The 15,320-nt window shown below is 73.4% G+C and carries 17 protein-coding genes; 13 read left to right on the top strand and 4 right to left on the bottom strand.

The genetic code is table 11. The features are described 5' to 3' along the window. Positions 1 to 57: 57 nt before the first annotated feature. The 4 genes from E1289_RS40335 to E1289_RS21540 all read left to right on the top strand — a co-directional run bounded on the left by E1289_RS40335 (position 58) and on the right by E1289_RS21540 (position 1,343). Positions 58 to 231 (top strand): hypothetical protein, encoded by a 174-nt coding sequence (locus tag E1289_RS40335; RefSeq protein ID WP_347813586.1) that lies wholly within the window; start codon positions 58 to 60, stop codon positions 229 to 231. Further along, positions 192 to 434, top strand: a complete 243-nt coding sequence (locus E1289_RS21530) for a type II toxin-antitoxin system RelE/ParE family toxin (RefSeq protein WP_347813587.1) — start codon at positions 192 to 194, stop codon at positions 432 to 434. The genes E1289_RS40335 and E1289_RS21530 overlap by 40 nt, the downstream gene beginning before the upstream one ends. Continuing rightward, positions 431 to 766 (top strand): helix-turn-helix transcriptional regulator, encoded by a 336-nt coding sequence (locus tag E1289_RS21535; protein ID WP_131982910.1) that lies wholly within the window; start codon positions 431 to 433, stop codon positions 764 to 766. Before E1289_RS21530 ends, E1289_RS21535 begins: the two co-directional genes overlap by 4 nt. 184 nt (positions 767 to 950) lie before the next feature. Beyond that, positions 951 to 1,343 (top strand): hypothetical protein, encoded by a 393-nt coding sequence (locus tag E1289_RS21540; RefSeq protein ID WP_131982912.1) that lies wholly within the window; start codon positions 951 to 953, stop codon positions 1,341 to 1,343. 124 nt (positions 1,344 to 1,467) lie between these two features. Here the strand turns inward: E1289_RS21540 and E1289_RS21545 are convergent, their stop codons facing one another. The 3 genes from E1289_RS21545 to E1289_RS21555 form a co-directional block, all read right to left on the bottom strand. Next, entirely contained in the window at positions 1,468 to 2,457 is a 990-nt protein-coding gene (locus tag E1289_RS21545; RefSeq protein WP_131982914.1) for an MBL fold metallo-hydrolase, read from the bottom strand. Positions 2,458 to 2,533: 76 nt separating this feature from the next. Beyond that, positions 2,534 to 3,691 carry a steroid 3-ketoacyl-CoA thiolase gene (locus E1289_RS21550; protein WP_131982916.1) on the bottom strand — a complete coding sequence of 386 codons (1,158 nt, stop codon included), beginning with the start codon at positions 3,689 to 3,691 and terminating at the stop codon, positions 2,534 to 2,536. Positions 3,692 to 3,786: 95 nt separating this feature from the next. After that, positions 3,787 to 5,031: a cytochrome P450 gene (locus E1289_RS21555; protein WP_131982918.1), complete on the bottom strand. Its 1,245-nt coding sequence runs from the start codon at positions 5,029 to 5,031 to the stop codon at positions 3,787 to 3,789. A gap of 322 nt (positions 5,032 to 5,353) precedes the next feature. On the opposite strand from E1289_RS21555, the gene E1289_RS21560 reads away from it, so the two are divergent. The 9 genes from E1289_RS21560 (at position 5,354) to E1289_RS21600 (ending at position 13,822) form a co-directional block, all read left to right on the top strand. Further along, positions 5,354 to 5,770, top strand: a complete 417-nt coding sequence (locus tag E1289_RS21560) for a hypothetical protein (protein ID WP_131982920.1) — start codon at positions 5,354 to 5,356, stop codon at positions 5,768 to 5,770. Positions 5,771 to 5,995: 225 nt separating this feature from the next. Next, complete coding sequence (locus tag E1289_RS21565; RefSeq protein ID WP_131982922.1) at positions 5,996 to 7,006, top strand: ketoacyl-ACP synthase III; 1,011 nt, start codon at positions 5,996 to 5,998, stop codon at positions 7,004 to 7,006. A gap of 2 nt (positions 7,007 to 7,008) precedes the next feature. Beyond that, positions 7,009 to 7,761: a glycosyltransferase family A protein gene (locus E1289_RS21570; protein ID WP_131982924.1), complete on the top strand. Its 753-nt coding sequence runs from the start codon at positions 7,009 to 7,011 to the stop codon at positions 7,759 to 7,761. Beyond that, positions 7,758 to 8,966, top strand: coding sequence for a cytochrome P450 (locus E1289_RS21575; protein WP_243713031.1), 1,209 nt, complete (start codon positions 7,758 to 7,760; stop codon positions 8,964 to 8,966). The genes E1289_RS21570 and E1289_RS21575 overlap by 4 nt, the downstream gene beginning before the upstream one ends. After that, positions 8,963 to 10,483, top strand: a complete 1,521-nt coding sequence (locus tag E1289_RS21580; RefSeq protein ID WP_131982926.1) for a class I adenylate-forming enzyme family protein — start codon at positions 8,963 to 8,965, stop codon at positions 10,481 to 10,483. Before E1289_RS21575 ends, E1289_RS21580 begins: the two co-directional genes overlap by 4 nt. Next, positions 10,480 to 11,409, top strand: a complete 930-nt coding sequence (locus E1289_RS21585; protein WP_131982928.1) for an NAD(P)-dependent oxidoreductase — start codon at positions 10,480 to 10,482, stop codon at positions 11,407 to 11,409. Before E1289_RS21580 ends, E1289_RS21585 begins: the two co-directional genes overlap by 4 nt. A gap of 49 nt (positions 11,410 to 11,458) precedes the next feature. Beyond that, complete coding sequence (locus E1289_RS21590; RefSeq protein WP_131982930.1) at positions 11,459 to 12,187, top strand: Clp protease N-terminal domain-containing protein; 729 nt, start codon at positions 11,459 to 11,461, stop codon at positions 12,185 to 12,187. Positions 12,188 to 12,217: 30 nt separating this feature from the next. After that, positions 12,218 to 13,096: an alpha/beta hydrolase gene (locus tag E1289_RS21595; RefSeq protein ID WP_131982932.1), complete on the top strand. Its 879-nt coding sequence runs from the start codon at positions 12,218 to 12,220 to the stop codon at positions 13,094 to 13,096. Between the two features lie 75 nt (positions 13,097 to 13,171). Beyond that, positions 13,172 to 13,822, top strand: a complete 651-nt coding sequence (locus E1289_RS21600) for an NIPSNAP family protein (RefSeq protein ID WP_207929074.1) — start codon at positions 13,172 to 13,174, stop codon at positions 13,820 to 13,822. Here the strand turns inward: E1289_RS21600 and E1289_RS21605 are convergent. Then, on the bottom strand, positions 13,763 to 15,250 hold the full coding sequence (locus E1289_RS21605) for a PucR family transcriptional regulator (protein WP_131982934.1): 1,488 nt from the start codon (positions 15,248 to 15,250) through the stop codon (positions 13,763 to 13,765). The genes E1289_RS21600 and E1289_RS21605 overlap by 60 nt on opposite strands. Between the last annotated feature and the right edge of the window lie 70 nt (positions 15,251 to 15,320).

Genomic DNA, 15,320 nt, shown 5'->3' on the forward strand with positions numbered 1-15,320 from the left:
GCCCACCACCTACCTCCACCTGCTCCGGGGTGAAGGATTTGCTAAACTCGGCTCGCCATGGGCGAGGAGTGGGAGATACGCGTCACCAACGAGTTCCTCGCATGGGTCGACACGTTGGACGAGCGCTCCAAGGCCCAGGTGGTGGACGCCATTGACCGGCTGGCCGAGGGCGGTCCCGCACTCGGCCGCCCATGGTCGATCGGCTGGAAGGTTCGGAGATCCACAACCTGAAGGAACTGCGTCCGGGGTCGGCGGGACGCACAGAGGTTCGGATCCTGTTCGTCTTCGACCCGTGGCGGTCGGCGATCCTCCTGCTGGGCGGAGACAAGTCGGGGGACTGGTCTGGCTGGTATCGGCAAGCGATTCCGCGCGCCGAGGAGTTGTACGCCGACTACGTCAAGGAGCGAGAGAGCGAAGAGGGGCGGGAACTATGACGAACTTCCCCAAGTGGAGCGATGTGCGGCCCGATGTAGTTGCGGCTGCCGGTGGCGAACAGGGCGTGGCCGAGGCCCGTAAGCGCAATCAGGCGTACATCGATGGGCACCGGCTCGCGGACAGGCGTAAGGCCATCGGACTGTCGCAGAGCGAGGTGGCCGACCGGATGGGCGTGACCAAGAGCCGCGTCTCCCAGATCGAGCGAGGCGAGGTCTCCACCGTCGAGGTCATCGCCCGATACGTCGAGGCCCTCGGCGGAGAGCTCCAGATCTCGGCCGTTTTCGGGGACGACATGTACGTACTGCGCAGCACCGATACCCACGCTGCTTAGCAAGAGCCTACGAGGCTGCGCGGCTAGGATGCCGGACCTGCCCGCTCGACTGCGGGGTGGCCCGGTGTGGTGATGTCAATGAGATTGACGACATGTTGGCGTCGAACGCGTGGCAGGCGGTCACGGTGTCCTGCCGCGTGGGGGCTCCGGGCGGGGCCGTGGTGTGTCATGGGACGATTCCGGTGTGGCGCGCTTTGAGCATCTCGTGGAGGAGTTGCTTGACTTTCTGATGATGCGGCTGGATGAGAGAGATCTTGAACGACTGGTCGTTCATGAACCTCAGCGGATATCAGCCGCGTATATGTTCACGGAAGATGGCCGATGCGAGGTGCGGGTGGATCGGTTCACCGGTTGTAGCGCTTGCTCGCAGGTCCCTCCGGAAGCACTTTTTGCGAGTCCCCTGCACATTGATGTTGAAGCGTGGCCCTGCTCGCCGATCCGGTCCCTGGCGCTGGCGTTTTTCGACGACCCCGACTTCCGCTACTGGTGGAGGCCGGAGTATGCCGTCTTCGCCTCCGGGAGGCTTGTCCACCCGGTAGGCGAGATCGAATGGCCCTGGGGCCTTGTCCAAGGCTGAGTGGTCGGCGGGCGGGTTCCTGGACAGGGTGGCCTCTGTGGTGGTCGTCGATCATGGCCGGGCCACCCGGTCCGCCCCGGTCCGCCCTTGGTCCGCGCGGCGGCGGGCTGCCGTCGCGGCCGGGTCAGCGGAGGCGGTAGCGGAGGGGGTCGGTGGTGCCTTCGCGGCGGGCGACCCCCCGGGTTTCGAGGGTGCGGATGTGGGCGGCGGCCTCGGCGGCGGCCATGCGGCGGGCGAACTGGGCCATCTCCTGCCAGGGGTTGCGCCAGGTGAGGCCCGCCGTGATGTCCCACAGGGTCTTGGGGTGAGCGGACAGCAGGGCGGTGACCTCGGCGAGGCGCTGCTCGTGGTGCTCGATGATCTCCTGGGCGCGGGCGGAGAGGCCGTTGAAGCGGTACTGGTGGGCCGGCAGTACCTCGTCCACGGACATCGCGGAGACCTTGTCGAGGGAGCCGAGGAAGTCGCTGAGCGGGTCGACGTCCGGGATGTCGTACGGGTACAGGCCGATGTGGGGGGTGATGCGGGGCAGGACGTGGTCGCCGGTGAAGATGCGGTCGCCGTCCTCCAGGTGGAGGCAGATGTGGCCGGGGGAGTGGCCCGGCGTCCAGATGGCGCGCAGCCGGCGGCCGGGGAGGTCGACGAGGTCGCCGTCGGACAGCTCCCGGTCCGGGACGGCGGGCGGCTCGACCCGGCGGTCCGGGGGCGGCGCGGCCAGGTCCGACTCGCCCGCGCCCGCGCGGCGCAGCGCGGTCAGCTCGAACGTGCGGCGGCCGCCCTGCCCGACGGAGCGGAACAGCCGGGTGATCTCGGCGTCCGCGTGGTGCATGGCGACCCAGGCCCCGGACGCCTCGCGGACCCGGCCCGCGAGGCCCGCGTGGTCGGGGTGGTAGTGGGTGACGACCACGCCGCGGACGTCGGCGACGTCGATCCCGAACGTGCCGAGTCCGCCGCGCAGTGCCGCCCAGGCGTCCTCGTGGTGCCAGCCCGCGTCGATCAGGACGGGGCCCTGGGGGCTCTCCACCGCGTAGACCAGGGTGTAGGCGAGCGGGTTGTCCGGGATCGGGACTGGAACGCTCCACAGTCCGCCGCCGAGGTCTTCGGGTTCCGGCTGCAAGGAGGGACCGCCTTTCGCGCCTGCTCAGAGTGGCGGCCCCGGCGGTGCGCCGGGGCCGGGGTCGTCCGTCGTCCGGTCAGATCCGTTCGAGGATGGTCGCGGTGGACAGCGCGCCGCCGCAGCACATCGTGACGAGGGCCGTGCCGGCGTCGCGGCGCTCCAGCTCGTGGAGGGCGGTCGTGATCAGGCGCGAGCCGGTCGCGCCGACCGGGTGGCCGAGGGCGATGGCGCCGCCGTTGACGTTGACCTTGTCCATGTCCGGCTTGTGGACCGACGCCCAGGACAGCACGATCGAGGCGAACGCCTCGTTGATCTCGGTGATGTCGATGTCGCCCATCGTCATGCCGGACCGCTGGAGCACGCGCTCGGTCGACTGGACCGGGCCGTCCAGGTGGTAGTACGGCTCCGAGCCGACCAGGGCCTGGGTCTTGATGCGGGCGCGGGGGCGCAGCCCGAGGGCCTTCGCCTTCTCCTCGGACATGAGGACGACGGCCGCGGCGCCGTCGGAGATCTGGGACGAGGTGCCCGCCGTGTGCAGCGCGTCCGGCATGACCGGGCGGAGGCCGGCGAGGCCGTCGGCGGTGGTCTCGCGCAGGCCCTGGTCGCGGGTGACCTCGCGGGTCTCCCCGGTCACGTTGCCCTCGGCGTCGAGGACGGGCGCCGTGACGGGGGCGACCTCGCGGTCGAAGCGGCCGTCGGCCCACGCCTTGGCCGCGAGCTGCTGCGAGCGGGCGCCGAACGCGTCGAGGTCGGCGCGGGTGATGCCGCGGCGGGCGGCGATCCGCTCGGCGGCCTCGAACTGGTTCGGCATGTCGATCGACCAGTCGTCCGGCCGGGGGTCGGCGGGCAGGACGTTGCTGCCGAGGGGCGCGCGGCTCATCACCTCGACGCCGCAGCCGATCGCGACGTCCACGACGCCTGCGGCGATCTGCGAGGCGGCGAGGTGGACGGCCTGCTGCGCCGACCCGCACTGGGCGTCGATCGTGGTGACGCCGGTCTGCCAGGGCAGGCCCGCGTACAGCCAGGCGTAGCGGCCGACGTGGCCGCCCTGCTCGCCGGCCTGCGTCACGCAGCCGGCGAACACCTGCTCCACCTCGGCGGCGTCGATGCCGGCGCGCCCGACCGCGGCGTTGAGCGCGTGCGCCAGGACGGCCTGGGCCTTCATGCCCGCCAGCCAGCCGTTGCGCTTTCCGAGCGGTGTGCGCACCGCCTCGACGATCACCGGGGTTCCCATGCGGTCTCCTTCTAGAACGTGATTCGCCTTCAACTGTAACCCGTTCTAGATTTCCCCGCGGAGACCGCGTCCCGGTAAGCAGGATCGCCCGGCGGCTAGGCGTAGCGGACGGGGAGCTCCTTGATGCCGTTCAGCCAGGGGGAGCGCAGCCGGCGCGGCTCGGCGAGGCGCGCGATGTCCGGCATCTGGTCGGCGATCGCGTCGAACATGAGCCGGATCTCCAGCCGGGCGAGGTTCGCGCCGATGCAGTAGTGCGCCCCCGTGCCGCCGAACCCGAGGTGGGGGTTGGGGGAGCGGCCGATGTCGAACGAGGCGGGGTCCTCGAAGACCTCCTCGTCGAAGTTGGCGGAGCTGTAGTACATCGCCACGCGGTCGCCCGCCTTGATCTCCACGCCGCCCAGCTCGGTGTCGCGGGTGGCCGTGCGCTGGAACGCGGTCACCGGTGTCGCCCAGCGGACGATCTCGTCGACGGCGGTCTCGGGGCGCTCGGCCTTGAACAGCTCCCACTGCTCCGGGGCGTCCATGAACGCGATCATGCCGTGGGAGATGGCGTTGCGGGTCGTCTCGTTGCCCGCGACGGCGAGCAGGATCGTGAAGTAGCCGAACTCGTCGTCGGTGAGGCCGCGCCCGTCCACGTCGGCCTGGACCAGCTTCGTGACGATGTCGTGGGCGGGGCAGCCGCGCCGCCGCTCGGCCAGCTCCATGGCGTAGCCGATGATCTCGGCGGCGGCGCAGGCGGGGTCGGCGTCGTAGTCGGGGTCGTCGTAGCCGAGCATCTGGTTGGACCAGTCGAACAGCCGCCGGCGGTCCTCCTGCGGGACGCCCATCAGCTCGGCGATGGCCTGCAGCGGCAGCTCGGCCGCGATCTCGGTGACGAAGTCGCCCTCGCCGCCGCGCCGGCGGGCCTCGGCGACGATCCGCCCCGCCCGCTCCTGCAGCGCGTCGTGCAGCCGGTTGATCACGCGCGGCGTGAAGCCGCGGGAGACGATCTGGCGGAGCTTGGTGTGCTGCGGCGGGTCCATGTGCAGCAGGAGGTTCTCGCGCTGGACGTCCAGCTCCTCGGTGCCGAGCGACTCGTTGAACCGGATGATCGCGCCGTTGGCGTTGGCGGAGAACAGCTCGTGGTCGCGCGAGATCTCCTTGACGTGCGCGTGCTTGCTGATCACCCAGAAGCCGTCGTCGTCGAATCCGGTGCGGCCGCGCGGCTGCGCGTTCCACCAGGGCCGTCCCGTCCGGCGGAGCAGGGCGAACTCGGCGAGCGGGACGCGCTCGGCCAGCAGGTCCGGGTCGCTGAAGTCGAATCCCGCGGGGACGGGGGTCTCCGGTGCGGTGGCGGTCATGGGCGGTTCCTCCCGGTGCACGGCGCGAACTCGTCCTCACCGTAGAACGCGTTCCACGCCGACTTCAAGAGCAAATGAGACTCAAGTCTAATCTGGCGTCTTGTCGGGAGTCTCTGCAGGTCACCACCATCCTGAGGTGTGCGGACGCGGTGGGCGTGTCCCTGCCACGGGAACATGATCGATCTCAAGATCGGCGGCCGGTGAGGTTCGTCACTCGCGGCCGGAATGCCAGGTAGAACTTGTTCTATAAATCGGGGGATGGATCGCCCCGGGGCGTCGACTAGCCTGGGTTCTCCGATCGCCCCCGGCGCCGGAGAGAACCATGGCCGCAGACTTCGACGAGCCCGTGTTCGACGACGACTTCGTCAGAGGCGCCACGTTCACCGAGCCGAGCGCGCGCGAGCGGATCCGGCCCCCGAGCAGGCGCGAGCGGCGGCGCATGCGCCGCGCCGCCCGGCGCGCCCGGCGCACCGGCGGGGTGAGCCTCCTGCGGCGCCGCGGGTACCGCGAGCCGAGCTACCGGCGGTCGGTGCTCCAGCTGATCGGCATCGTGCTGGTGCTGTTCGCGATCTCGTTCGCGCTGTGGTGGTGGAACTCGCCGCCCCGGGAGCCCGAGCCGGTGCGGCCGGTGTTCCCGACGGCCCCCGAGAACCCCGGAAACCCCGGCGGCCCCGGGAATCCGGAGAACCCGGCCCCCGGCCCGTCCGCGGAGATTCCGGAGGAGATCCCCGAGGTGTAGGGCCTGGTCCGCCGTTTTCGATCTTCGTGCTGGTCAGCCCGCCGATCATGCCGGGTGGCGGAGCCGTTGGAAACGCGGTAGTACTCAATCCGGATGAGTGGCGGTACTCACGGCGAACCGGGGTACAACGCCCACCCTGGTTCCGTAGGGTCGCTCTCGCCGGAGCGTCCGGGGTCGGCGAGTCTGATCGTCCACCGAGTACGAGGAACCGGGGGACCCCAGCCCATGAGAGCCCGCATCGCCGCCGTCGCGGCGTACCTGCCCGAGCGGACGGTCACCAGCGCCGAGGTCGAGGCGCGCGTCACCGCCGAGAGCGCGGCGGACGGCGGTTACCGGCCGCATCCCACGATCGTCGAGCGGATGACCGGGATCCGTGCCCGGCACGTCATGCGGGACGACGAGCAGGCGTCCGACCTGGCCGTCGCCGCGGCCCGCGACGTCCTCGCGCGGCGCGGGCTCCAGGCGGCGGGCATCGACCTGCTGATCTTCGGATCGGCCTCCCAGGACCTGATCGAGCCCGCCACGGCGCACATCGTCGCGGCCAAGCTCGGCGCGGCCTGCCCGGTCTTCGACGTCAAGAACGCCTGCAACAGCTTCCTGAACGGCCTGCAGATGGCGGACGCGCTGATCCGCACCGGGCAGCACGAGCGGGTGCTGGTCTGCACGGGCGAGAGCCCGTCGCGGGCCGTCCGCTGGAAGGTCCGCGACCGCGCCCAGTTCGTGGACGCCTTCGCCGGCTACACCCTCTCCGACGGCGGCGCCGCGGCGCTCGTCGAGGCGGCCCCCGACGGCGGGATCTTCTACCGCGACTTCGCCGCCGTCTCCAGCGCCTGGCGGATCGGGACGCTGCCCGCCGGCGGCTCGATGCACCCCCGCGACCCCGAGTACACCTACTTCAGCGGGGACGGGCGCCGGCTCAAGGACGCGTTCCTCGCCGGCGGGCCGGAGATCTTCACGACCGCGCTGCAGAAGACGGGGCTCGGGTGGGACGACTTCGCGGTCGTCGCCGTCCACCAGGTGACGCTCCCGTACCTGGAGGTGCTGCGGTCGGTCCTCGGCGTCCCGGCGGACCGGCTCGTCGTCACGCTCCCCGAGCACGGCAACGTCGCGTCCGCGAGCCTCCCGCTGCAGCTCGCCACCGCGCTCGCCGAGGGGCGCTGCGGCCCCGGCGACCGCATCGCCATGATCGGCCTCGCCGGCGGCATCAGCCTCGGCGTCCTGTTCGCGGAGCTGTGACCATGGACCTGTGGGTCGTCGTCCCCGCCTATGACGAGGAGCGGTCGATCGGCGCGACGCTGCGCCGCCTCGCCGCGCAGACCGACACGGGCTTCTCGCTCGTCGTGGTCGACAACGGCAGCACCGACGACACGGCGCGGGTCGTCAAGGAGTTCGCCGCGGAGGAGGCGCCGTTCGACGTCCGGATCGTCCACGAACCGGAGAAGGGGACGGGCGCCGCGTCCGACACCGGCGTCCGGCACGCGATCAGCGCCGGGGCCACGCACATCGCCCGCACCGACGCCGACTGCCTGCCGCACCGCGGCTGGGTCGCGGCGGTCCGGCGGGCGTTCGGCGACGGCCTGGAGCTGGTGTCGGGGCCGCTGCTGCCCCGCACCGACGAGTTCCCGCTGAAGTTCTGGGAACGGCGCCTGCTGCCCGCCGTCATCGATCTCGCCGCCCTGTTCGGGCGCTTCCGGCCCGGCAACCAGGACCCCGCCTACCTCGGCCCCTACGTGATGATGCCGGGCTGCAACCTCGCGATCACGGCGGACCTGTACGAGCGGGCCGGGGGTTTCCCGCGCACCCGGATCGAGGAGGTCCACGAGGACCGCGCGCTGGTCAACCGCGTCCGCTACATCACCGACGCCTACGGGCTGCGCAAGGACGTGGTCATGTACGGGTCGGTGCGGCGGCTGCGCGCGTACGGCCTGGTCAAGACCCTCGGCTGGTACGCCGACCACCGCTACATGCCCGACGTCGTGGACATCCGGTGAAGCGCGGACATCCGGTGAACTGGGAGCGGCGCCTGTACCTGACCGCGCATCCGGTCGCCTACCCGCTGCTGCGGGGGATCGCCAGGCGCGGCGAGATCGTCCGCGTGCCGGGCCTCGGCGTGGTGGTGAACGAGGCCGCCCTCGCCCGCGAGATCCTCATGGACGGCGAGACGTTCCGCAAGGACGGGCCGGGCTCGCCCGGAGACCTGTGGACGCCGGTGCTGGGGCCGTCCGTCCTGCTCAACATGGAGGGCGAGGCGCACCGGGCGCTGCGGCGCCGGCTGACCGACCTGTTCGTCCCGGCATACACCGAGGCGCTGTGCGACCGGGTGCTGGGCGAACCCCTCGCGCGGCTCGACGACCGGCTCCGGCGCGGCGAGGCCGTCGACCTGGTGGACGCGGCGCGGGTCATGGCGGCGGCGGTCATCAGCGAGGTCATCGGCCTGGACCTGCGCACCGAGGCGGCCTGCCGGGACCTGTTCGAGCAGGGCGAGCGGGTCGTGTCGATGGTGTCGCTGCGGACCCGCCGGCTGTCCCCGGCTCAGGCGCGGCGCGCCCGCGAGGTCCTCGACCCGCTGGGCGACGCCGCGGAGAAGGCGTACCTGGGCGACGAGTCGACGGTCATGGGGCGGATGCGGGCGCTCGGCCTGTCGCGGGACGAGGCGCGCGGCGCCGCCGGGGCGTTCTTCCTGACCGGCACGGAGACCGTCGCGACCTTCATCCCGCGGCTGGTCGCCCTGCTGCACGACCACGGCCGCCTTTCCCAGGCGGCGGGCGACCCGCCGCTGCTCGACCGCGCCATCGAGGACGCGATGCGGGTGACGACGCCGACGCCCGTGATGCTGCGCAGCGTGCACCGCCCGGCGACGGTCGGCGGCGTCGCGGTCCGCCCCGGCGACCGGGTGCTGATCGCCACGCACAACTGCTGCCGCGCCCACGGCCCGTTCGACCCCGACCGCCCGCATCCGCCGGAGCTGCGGCGGCTGTGGTTCGGCGCGGGCCCGCACTTCTGCATCGGGTACCCGCTGGCCATGGCGCAGATCCGGCGCGTCGCCCGCACGGTCCTCGGCGCCGCGCCCCTGGTGATCACGCGGCGGGCGGCGGCGCGGGGCGTGCTGATCCCGACGTACCGGTACCTGGCCGTGCGTGCGGAGGGGCCGCGGGAAGGCCCCGCCGGAGACCCCGTGGAAGGCGGGGCGGCATGACGCTCGTCCAGCGGTTGCTCGACCAGGCCGCCGCGGCTCCGGCCGAGGTCGCCCTGGTCGCGGGGGACGGCGCCGAACTCACCTATGGCGACCTGCGGCGGCGGGTGCTCGCCGTCCGGCACGGGCTCCTGTCGGCCGGGCTCGCGCCGGGGGACGGGGTGCTGTTCTCGGTGCGGCCGTCGCCGGAGTCGCTGGTCCTCGCGCTGGGCGTGGTCGCGGCCGGGGGAGTGGTCGTGTTCGCCGACCCGGGCGCCGGGCCGGAGATGTTCACCGCGCGGCTGCGGCTGGCGCGCCCGCGCTGGTCGGCGGCCGAGTCGGTGCTGTACGCGGGAAGCCGGCTGCGGCCCGTCCGGGCGTACGCGCGGCGGCGCGGGCTGCTGCTGCCGAACCTCGCCGACCTCCAGGTCCCCGGCGCGGACCCGATGCGGCACATCCACGTCGGCCGCCGCCTGCCCGGGGTGCCGGGGAACGCGCTGTCGTTCGCGCGGCTGGCGTCGGGCGACGCGCCGGAGCCCGGCCCGGACGAGGACCCCGGCGCCCCCGCCGCGGTGATCTTCACCTCGGGGACGACGGCCGACCCGCGCGCCGTCGTGCACACCCGGGCGTCCCTGGCGGCGGCGCTCGACCTGTTCCGGGCGCGGCTGCCGCTCGGCCCCGGCGACGTCGTCCACACCGACCAGCTCATGCTCGGGCTGCCGACGCTGATCGCGGGCGCGCGGTGGTCGATGCCGCCGCTGTCCTGCCCGCCCGGCCGCTTCGCCCGGCTGATGCGGGACCGGGGCGCCACGCACGTCTTCTGCGTGCCCGTCCACCTCGCCGACGTCCTGGACGCGTCGCCCGAGCTGCCGCCGACCCTGCGGCACGTGCTGCTCGGGGCCGCTCCCGCGCCCCCGGCGATCCTGCGCCGGGCGGTCGCGGCGGCGCCGTCCGCCGAGGTCCTGTCCGTCTACGCGATGACCGAGATCCTGCCGGTCGCCATCGCGTCGGCGGAGGAGAAGCTCGCCCACACCGGGTCCGGCGACCTCCTCGGCGCGCCGCTGCCCGGGGTCGGCGCCCGGATCGCGGACGACGGCGAACTGCTGCTCTCCGGCCCCAACCTCTGCCGCGGCTATCTCGGCGCGGCCCCCCTCGCCGAGCTGCCGACCGGTGACCTGGCACGCCTGGACGGCGCGCCCGGGCACGGGGGCCGCCTGATCCTCATGGGACGCAAGAAGGACATGCTGATCCGCGGCAAGTTCAACCTCTACCCGGGCCTGTACGAGCCGGCGATCGCGGCGCTCCCGGACGTGGCCGAGGCCGCCATCGTGGGCGTCCCCGACCCGGGGACGGGCGACGAGGAGGTGGTGCTGGCGGTGGTCGGCCCCGCCGACCTGCCCGCCCGGCTCCGCCGCGCCCTCCCCGGCGTCATCGACCACGACGCGCTGCCCGACCGCATCGTCGTCCTGGACGGGATGCCCCGCTCCGGCCGGACCCGCAAGCTCGACCGCGCCCGCCTGCGCGAGCTGGTGAGCCCGTGAGGATCGCGGTGACGGGCGCCTCGGGTTTCGTCGGCGGCGCGGTGTGCCGGAAGCTGGCGGCCGAGGGCGGCACGGTGTTCGCCTACGGCCGCCGCGCGTCCGTGGACGCGGCCCACCTGGGCGGCGCGGCCTACCGGGCCTGGGACATCACGCGCGGCCCGCTCGCGGACGCGCCCGAGGTCGACGCGGTGGTGCACTGCGCGGGCAGCGTCACCGACTGGGGGCCCGCCGCCGGGCTGTTCGCCGCGAACCTCACCGGCACCCGGAGCGTCCTGGCGGCCTTCCCCGGCGCGCGCTTCGTCCACGTCAGCACGGCGAGCGTGTACGACCCGTTCCGCCCGAGCGTCATGGCCGCCGAGGACGAGGCCCCCGTGCGCCGGTACATGAACGCCTACGGCGCCTCGAAGGCCGCCGCCGAGCGCGCGGTCCGCGCCGCCCCCAGCACGATCATCCTGCGCCCGCACGCGGTCTACGGTCCCGGCGACACGACCCTGCTGCCGCGCGTGCTGTCCGCGGTGCGGGGGCCGGTGCTGACCGCCGCCGGGACGGGCCGCCAGCGCATCAGCCTGACGTCGATCGCCAACCTCGTGCAGGCGTGCGTGCTGGCCGCGACGGGCCCGGTCGCCTCGGGCGTCTTCAACGTCGCGGACGCCGCTCCGGTGACGCTCGACGACGCGTTCCGCGAGATCCTCCGCGAGCGCGGCGTGCGCGCCAGGCCGGTGTACGTGCCCGCCGCCGTCGCGCGCCCGCTGGCCGCTCTCGCCGAAGGCGCGTTCCTGCTGGCGAACCGTCCCGAACCACCGCGTGTCACCCGTTACGCGATCAGCCATCTCGCCGTGGAGCGCACCCTCGACATCACCGCCGCCAGAGAGGTCCTCGGATACGACCCGCTTCCCACGACGTTCGCCGGCGCCGCCGACTGGTGACCGTCAACCTCGGGTTGACGATTGTGGATCGTCAACCTAGAGTTGACGCATGACCGAACCCACCCAGCCCGTAGGGCAGATCCGGCTCGACGACCTGATCAACGGCATCAAGAAGGTGCACACCGACGCCCTCGAACAGCTGCGCAGCGCGGTGCTCGCCGCCGAGCACCTCGGCGACGTCGCCGACCACCTCATCGGCCACTTCGTGGACCAGGCCCGCCGCTCCGGCGCGTCCTGGACGGACATCGGCAGGAGCATGGGCGTCACGAAGCAGGCGGCGCAGAAGCGCTTCGTCCCGAAGGGGCTGACGTCCGACCTCGACCCGCAGGACGGCTTCTCCCGGTTCACCCCGCGCGCCCGCAACATCGTCGTGGCGTCGATGAACGAGGCGCGGGCCGCGGGCAACGACCACATCGGCCCCGTGCACATGGTCCTCGGGCTGCTGTCCGAACCCGAGGGGCTCGGCGCGAAGGCGATCGTCGCGCAGGACGTCCTGCTCGACGCGGTCCGCCAGGCCGCGACGGAGGCGCTGCCACCGGAGTCCGAGAACGTCCCCGACCTCATCCCCTACGACGCGGACAGCAAGAAGGCCCTGGAACTCACCTTCCGCGAGGCGCTGCGCCTCGGCCACAACTACATCGGAACCGAGCACGTCCTGCTCGCCCTCCTCGAATTCGAGGACGGCACGGGCGTCCTCTCCGGCCTCGGCATCGACAAGGCGAAGGCCGAGGCGAACATCACCGAGGCGCTGAGCGCCATCGTCGCCGAGGAGGGATGAGTTCCGGGCGCCCGGGGAGTCCAACCCGGTATGGAGAAACGCATCAACGGAGCGGACCTGTGGGTCGAGACGTCCGGTGATCCGGCCGGCACGCCGATCCTGCTGGTGGGCAACACCATGCTCACCTGGCCGGACGACCTCTGCGCACGCCTGGCCGCCCTGCGCCGCTTCGTCGTCCGCTACGACCTGCGCGGAACCGGGCGGTCCCGTACCCCGGGCGCCGCCGCCGACCCCGAGGCCCCCGACCACACGCTGCGCGACCTGGTCGCCGACGCCGCCGGCGTCCTCGACGCACTGGACCTGCCGCGCGCGCACGTCGCGGGCCTCGGGGTCGGCGGCTGGATCGCCCAGCTCCTCGCCCTCGACCACCCGGACCGCGTGACCACCCTCACGCTCATCGCCACCAGGCCCACCGCGCCCGGTCCCAGCGACCCCGACCTGCCCGAGCACGCGCCCGAGCTGATGGCCCACTTCAGGAACCCGCCCGAGGTCGACTGGGCGGACCGCGAATCCGTCGTCGCCTTCATGCTGGAGAACGCGCGCCACATGTCCGGCCCGGAGTTCGACGAGGCCGAGGCCCGGGAGGCCATCGAACAGATCCACTACAGGACGCTCGCCACGCTCGACCCGGGCGTTGACCCGGGCGGGGCGCACCGCGCCGACCAGATGGCGACCGCCTTCGCCGCCCTCGACAGCGGCCCGCGCTGGCGCGAGCGCCTGGGCGGCATCACCGCGCCGACCCTGGTCGTCCACGGCGCGGACGACCCGTTCTTCCCCCTCGGCAACGCCCGCGCGCTGGCCGCCGAGATCCCCGGCGCGGAACTGCTCGTCCTGCCGGGCACCGGCAACGGGCTGCCGCGCCGCACATGGGACACGGTCGTCTCGGCGATGCTCCGCCACACGTCCTGAGGTGGCCCGAACCTGACGGGAATCGGCCCGTCCGCGGCTCGCGGGCGGGCGGCCCGGCCGGTGATCCTTGCGCTCGTGAACGTGATCGAACTACGCCAGTACCGACTCCATCCGGGACGCAGGGACGAACTCGTCGAGATCTTCGACCGGGAGTTCGTCGAATCGCAGGAGGAGGCGGGCATCGCCGTCCTCGGCCAGTTCCACGACCTCGACGATCCCGACAAGTTCGTGTGGCTTCGCGGCTTCGCCGACATGGCGGCGCGAGGGAAGGCCCTGCCCGCCTTCTACGACGGCCCCGTCTGGGCCGAGCACGGCCTGGCGGCGAGCGCCACGATGGTCGACGCGTCGGACGCCCGCCTCCTGCGGCCGCTGCGCGGCCTCCCGGACCCGCCGCCCCGTCCGCCGGCCGGCGCCGCCCCGCCGCGGACCCGGGTGACCGCGTTCCTCTGGTCGTTCGGCGAACGGCTGGCCGAGGCCGAGCCGGTCATGCGGGACGAGGTCGTCCCGCGGTTCGGCCCGGAAGCCCTGGCCTTCGCCACGCTGACCGCGGAGAACAACTTCCCCCGGCTGCCGCTGCGCACGGGAGACGGGCACGTCATTGTCATCACGACCGGCCCCGGCGCCGTGCCGGCCGGCCTTCCGGCGGGGATCCCGGAGCCCGAGCGGCTACGGCTCGCCCCCACCGGCCGGTCCCTCCTCGGCGCCGTGCATGAGGCGGAGGGCTAGGAAGAAGTCGACGCGGTCCTCCGGGCGGGAGAGGTCGCGGCCGGTGAGGTCCTGGACGCGCTGGATGCGGTACCGGACGGAGTTGACGTGCAGGTGGAGGCGTTCGGCGCAGCGCGTCCAGGAGCCGGAGTCCTGCAGCCACGTCTCCAGGGTCCGGACGAGGTCGGCGCCGTGGACCCGGTCGTACTCGTGCAGCGGGTCCAGGAGGCGGACCTTGAACATGTGGCGGACGTCGTCGGGGACGCTGGCGAGCAGCAGCACATGCGTGGCCAGCTCGTCGTGCCGGACCACGCAGACCGGGGACGGGCGGGTGGCGGCCAGCCGGCGCGCGTAGCGGGCCTCCTCGACGGCCGCGCGCAGGTCGGGGGCCGTCGCGACGTCGCTGACGCCGACCGCGATGCCGCCGCCCGCCAGGCCCGGTGCCAGCAGGCTCAGCGCGGCCTCGGCCTGCGCCGCGACGTCCTCCCCGGTCGCCGGGACGAGTGCGATGACCTCGTCGTCGAGCAGCCCCACCGCCCGCGGGCGGGGCAGGACCTCGGCGAGGACGGCGCGCAGCTCCTCCGGGCGCGGGGAGCCGCGCCCCGACGCGGCGACGGCCACGTACGGGCCGCCGGTCAGGCCCGCGTACCGCAGCCGGGCGGCGTCCCCGGCGGCGGCCGCCCCGACGACCTCCCGGTCCGGGTGCGCGGCGGCGTCCAGGCGGGCCTTCTCGATCGCGACGATCGCGGCGAGCTCGGAGGTGAGGGCGCGGCGTTCCGGGGGCCAGTCGCCGAAGTCGCCCTCGGAGGCGATGAACCAGTCCGCGACGCGCGACGCGGCGCCGGCCGCGACCGGGAAGACCGACATGCCGAGGTCCGGGACGTGGTGCGGCAGGCGCGGCGCGGTGAGGAACGCCGCGGCCAGTGCGGCGGGGTCGGCCGGGGGCGGCCCCGCGACGACCCGCCCGGTGGGGGCGAGGACGTGGCAGTGGCCGACCAGGTCGAGGACGGCGTCGAGGCCGGTGCCCTCGACCAGGCGGCGGTGCCGGTCCAGCACGGCGGTGAGGTCGGCGGCGCGGGCGCTGGACAGCTGCCGGACGACCTCCTCGGTCACGGTCGCGAACGCCACGTCCTCCGGCACCTTGAACAGCGGGAGCCGGTGCCGCCGGCAGGCGTCCACGAGGTCGCCCGGGATGGCGCCGAGCGTGAGGTCCCAGGCGGCGAGCCCCGAGACGCCCGCGTCGGCGAGGGCCCGGACGAACGTCTCCGAGTCGGCGGGGCCCGTCCGCCAGACCAGCCCGGTGAGCACCAGCTCGTGCCCGCGCAGGTAGCGGCCCGGGTCCAGCAGGTCGGTGGTGACGACCCACCTGATCGTGCGGTCCAGTTCGTCGTCCCCGGTGACGACCTCCAGCCGCAGCCGGGGCATGGCGAGCAGGGAACGCAGCCTCATGTGTAGCAAGCTACAAAAGCGCGGCGGGTGCGCGGGCCGCAGTTCGGAGCTCCTGTCCCTCGACCCGCCC

It is taken from the genome of Actinomadura sp. 6K520 (genome assembly GCF_004349245.1).
Taxonomy (GTDB): domain Bacteria; phylum Actinomycetota; class Actinomycetes; order Streptosporangiales; family Streptosporangiaceae; genus Spirillospora.

Excerpts from the sequence above, each read along its gene's own strand:
- E1289_RS21530 (WP_347813587.1), top strand. The coding sequence starts at position 192 with ATGGTCGATCGGCTGGAAGGTTCGGAGATCCACAACCTGAAGGAACTG.
- E1289_RS21535 (WP_131982910.1), top strand. The coding sequence starts at position 431 with ATGACGAACTTCCCCAAGTGGAGCGATGTGCGGCCCGATGTAGTTGCG.
- E1289_RS21565 (WP_131982922.1), top strand. The coding sequence starts at position 5,996 with ATGAGAGCCCGCATCGCCGCCGTCGCGGCGTACCTGCCCGAGCGGACG.
- E1289_RS21560 (WP_131982920.1), top strand. The coding sequence starts at position 5,354 with ATGGCCGCAGACTTCGACGAGCCCGTGTTCGACGACGACTTCGTCAGA.
- E1289_RS21555 (WP_131982918.1), bottom strand. The coding sequence starts at position 5,031 with ATGACCGCCACCGCACCGGAGACCCCCGTCCCCGCGGGATTCGACTTC.
- E1289_RS21580 (WP_131982926.1), top strand. The coding sequence starts at position 8,963 with ATGACGCTCGTCCAGCGGTTGCTCGACCAGGCCGCCGCGGCTCCGGCC.
- E1289_RS21550 (WP_131982916.1), bottom strand. The coding sequence starts at position 3,691 with ATGGGAACCCCGGTGATCGTCGAGGCGGTGCGCACACCGCTCGGAAAG.
- E1289_RS21595 (WP_131982932.1), top strand. The coding sequence starts at position 12,218 with ATGGAGAAACGCATCAACGGAGCGGACCTGTGGGTCGAGACGTCCGGT.
- E1289_RS21570 (WP_131982924.1), top strand. The coding sequence starts at position 7,009 with ATGGACCTGTGGGTCGTCGTCCCCGCCTATGACGAGGAGCGGTCGATC.
- E1289_RS21605 (WP_131982934.1), bottom strand. The coding sequence starts at position 15,250 with ATGAGGCTGCGTTCCCTGCTCGCCATGCCCCGGCTGCGGCTGGAGGTC.
- E1289_RS21590 (WP_131982930.1), top strand. The coding sequence starts at position 11,459 with ATGACCGAACCCACCCAGCCCGTAGGGCAGATCCGGCTCGACGACCTG.
- E1289_RS40335 (WP_347813586.1), top strand. The coding sequence starts at position 58 with ATGGGCGAGGAGTGGGAGATACGCGTCACCAACGAGTTCCTCGCATGG.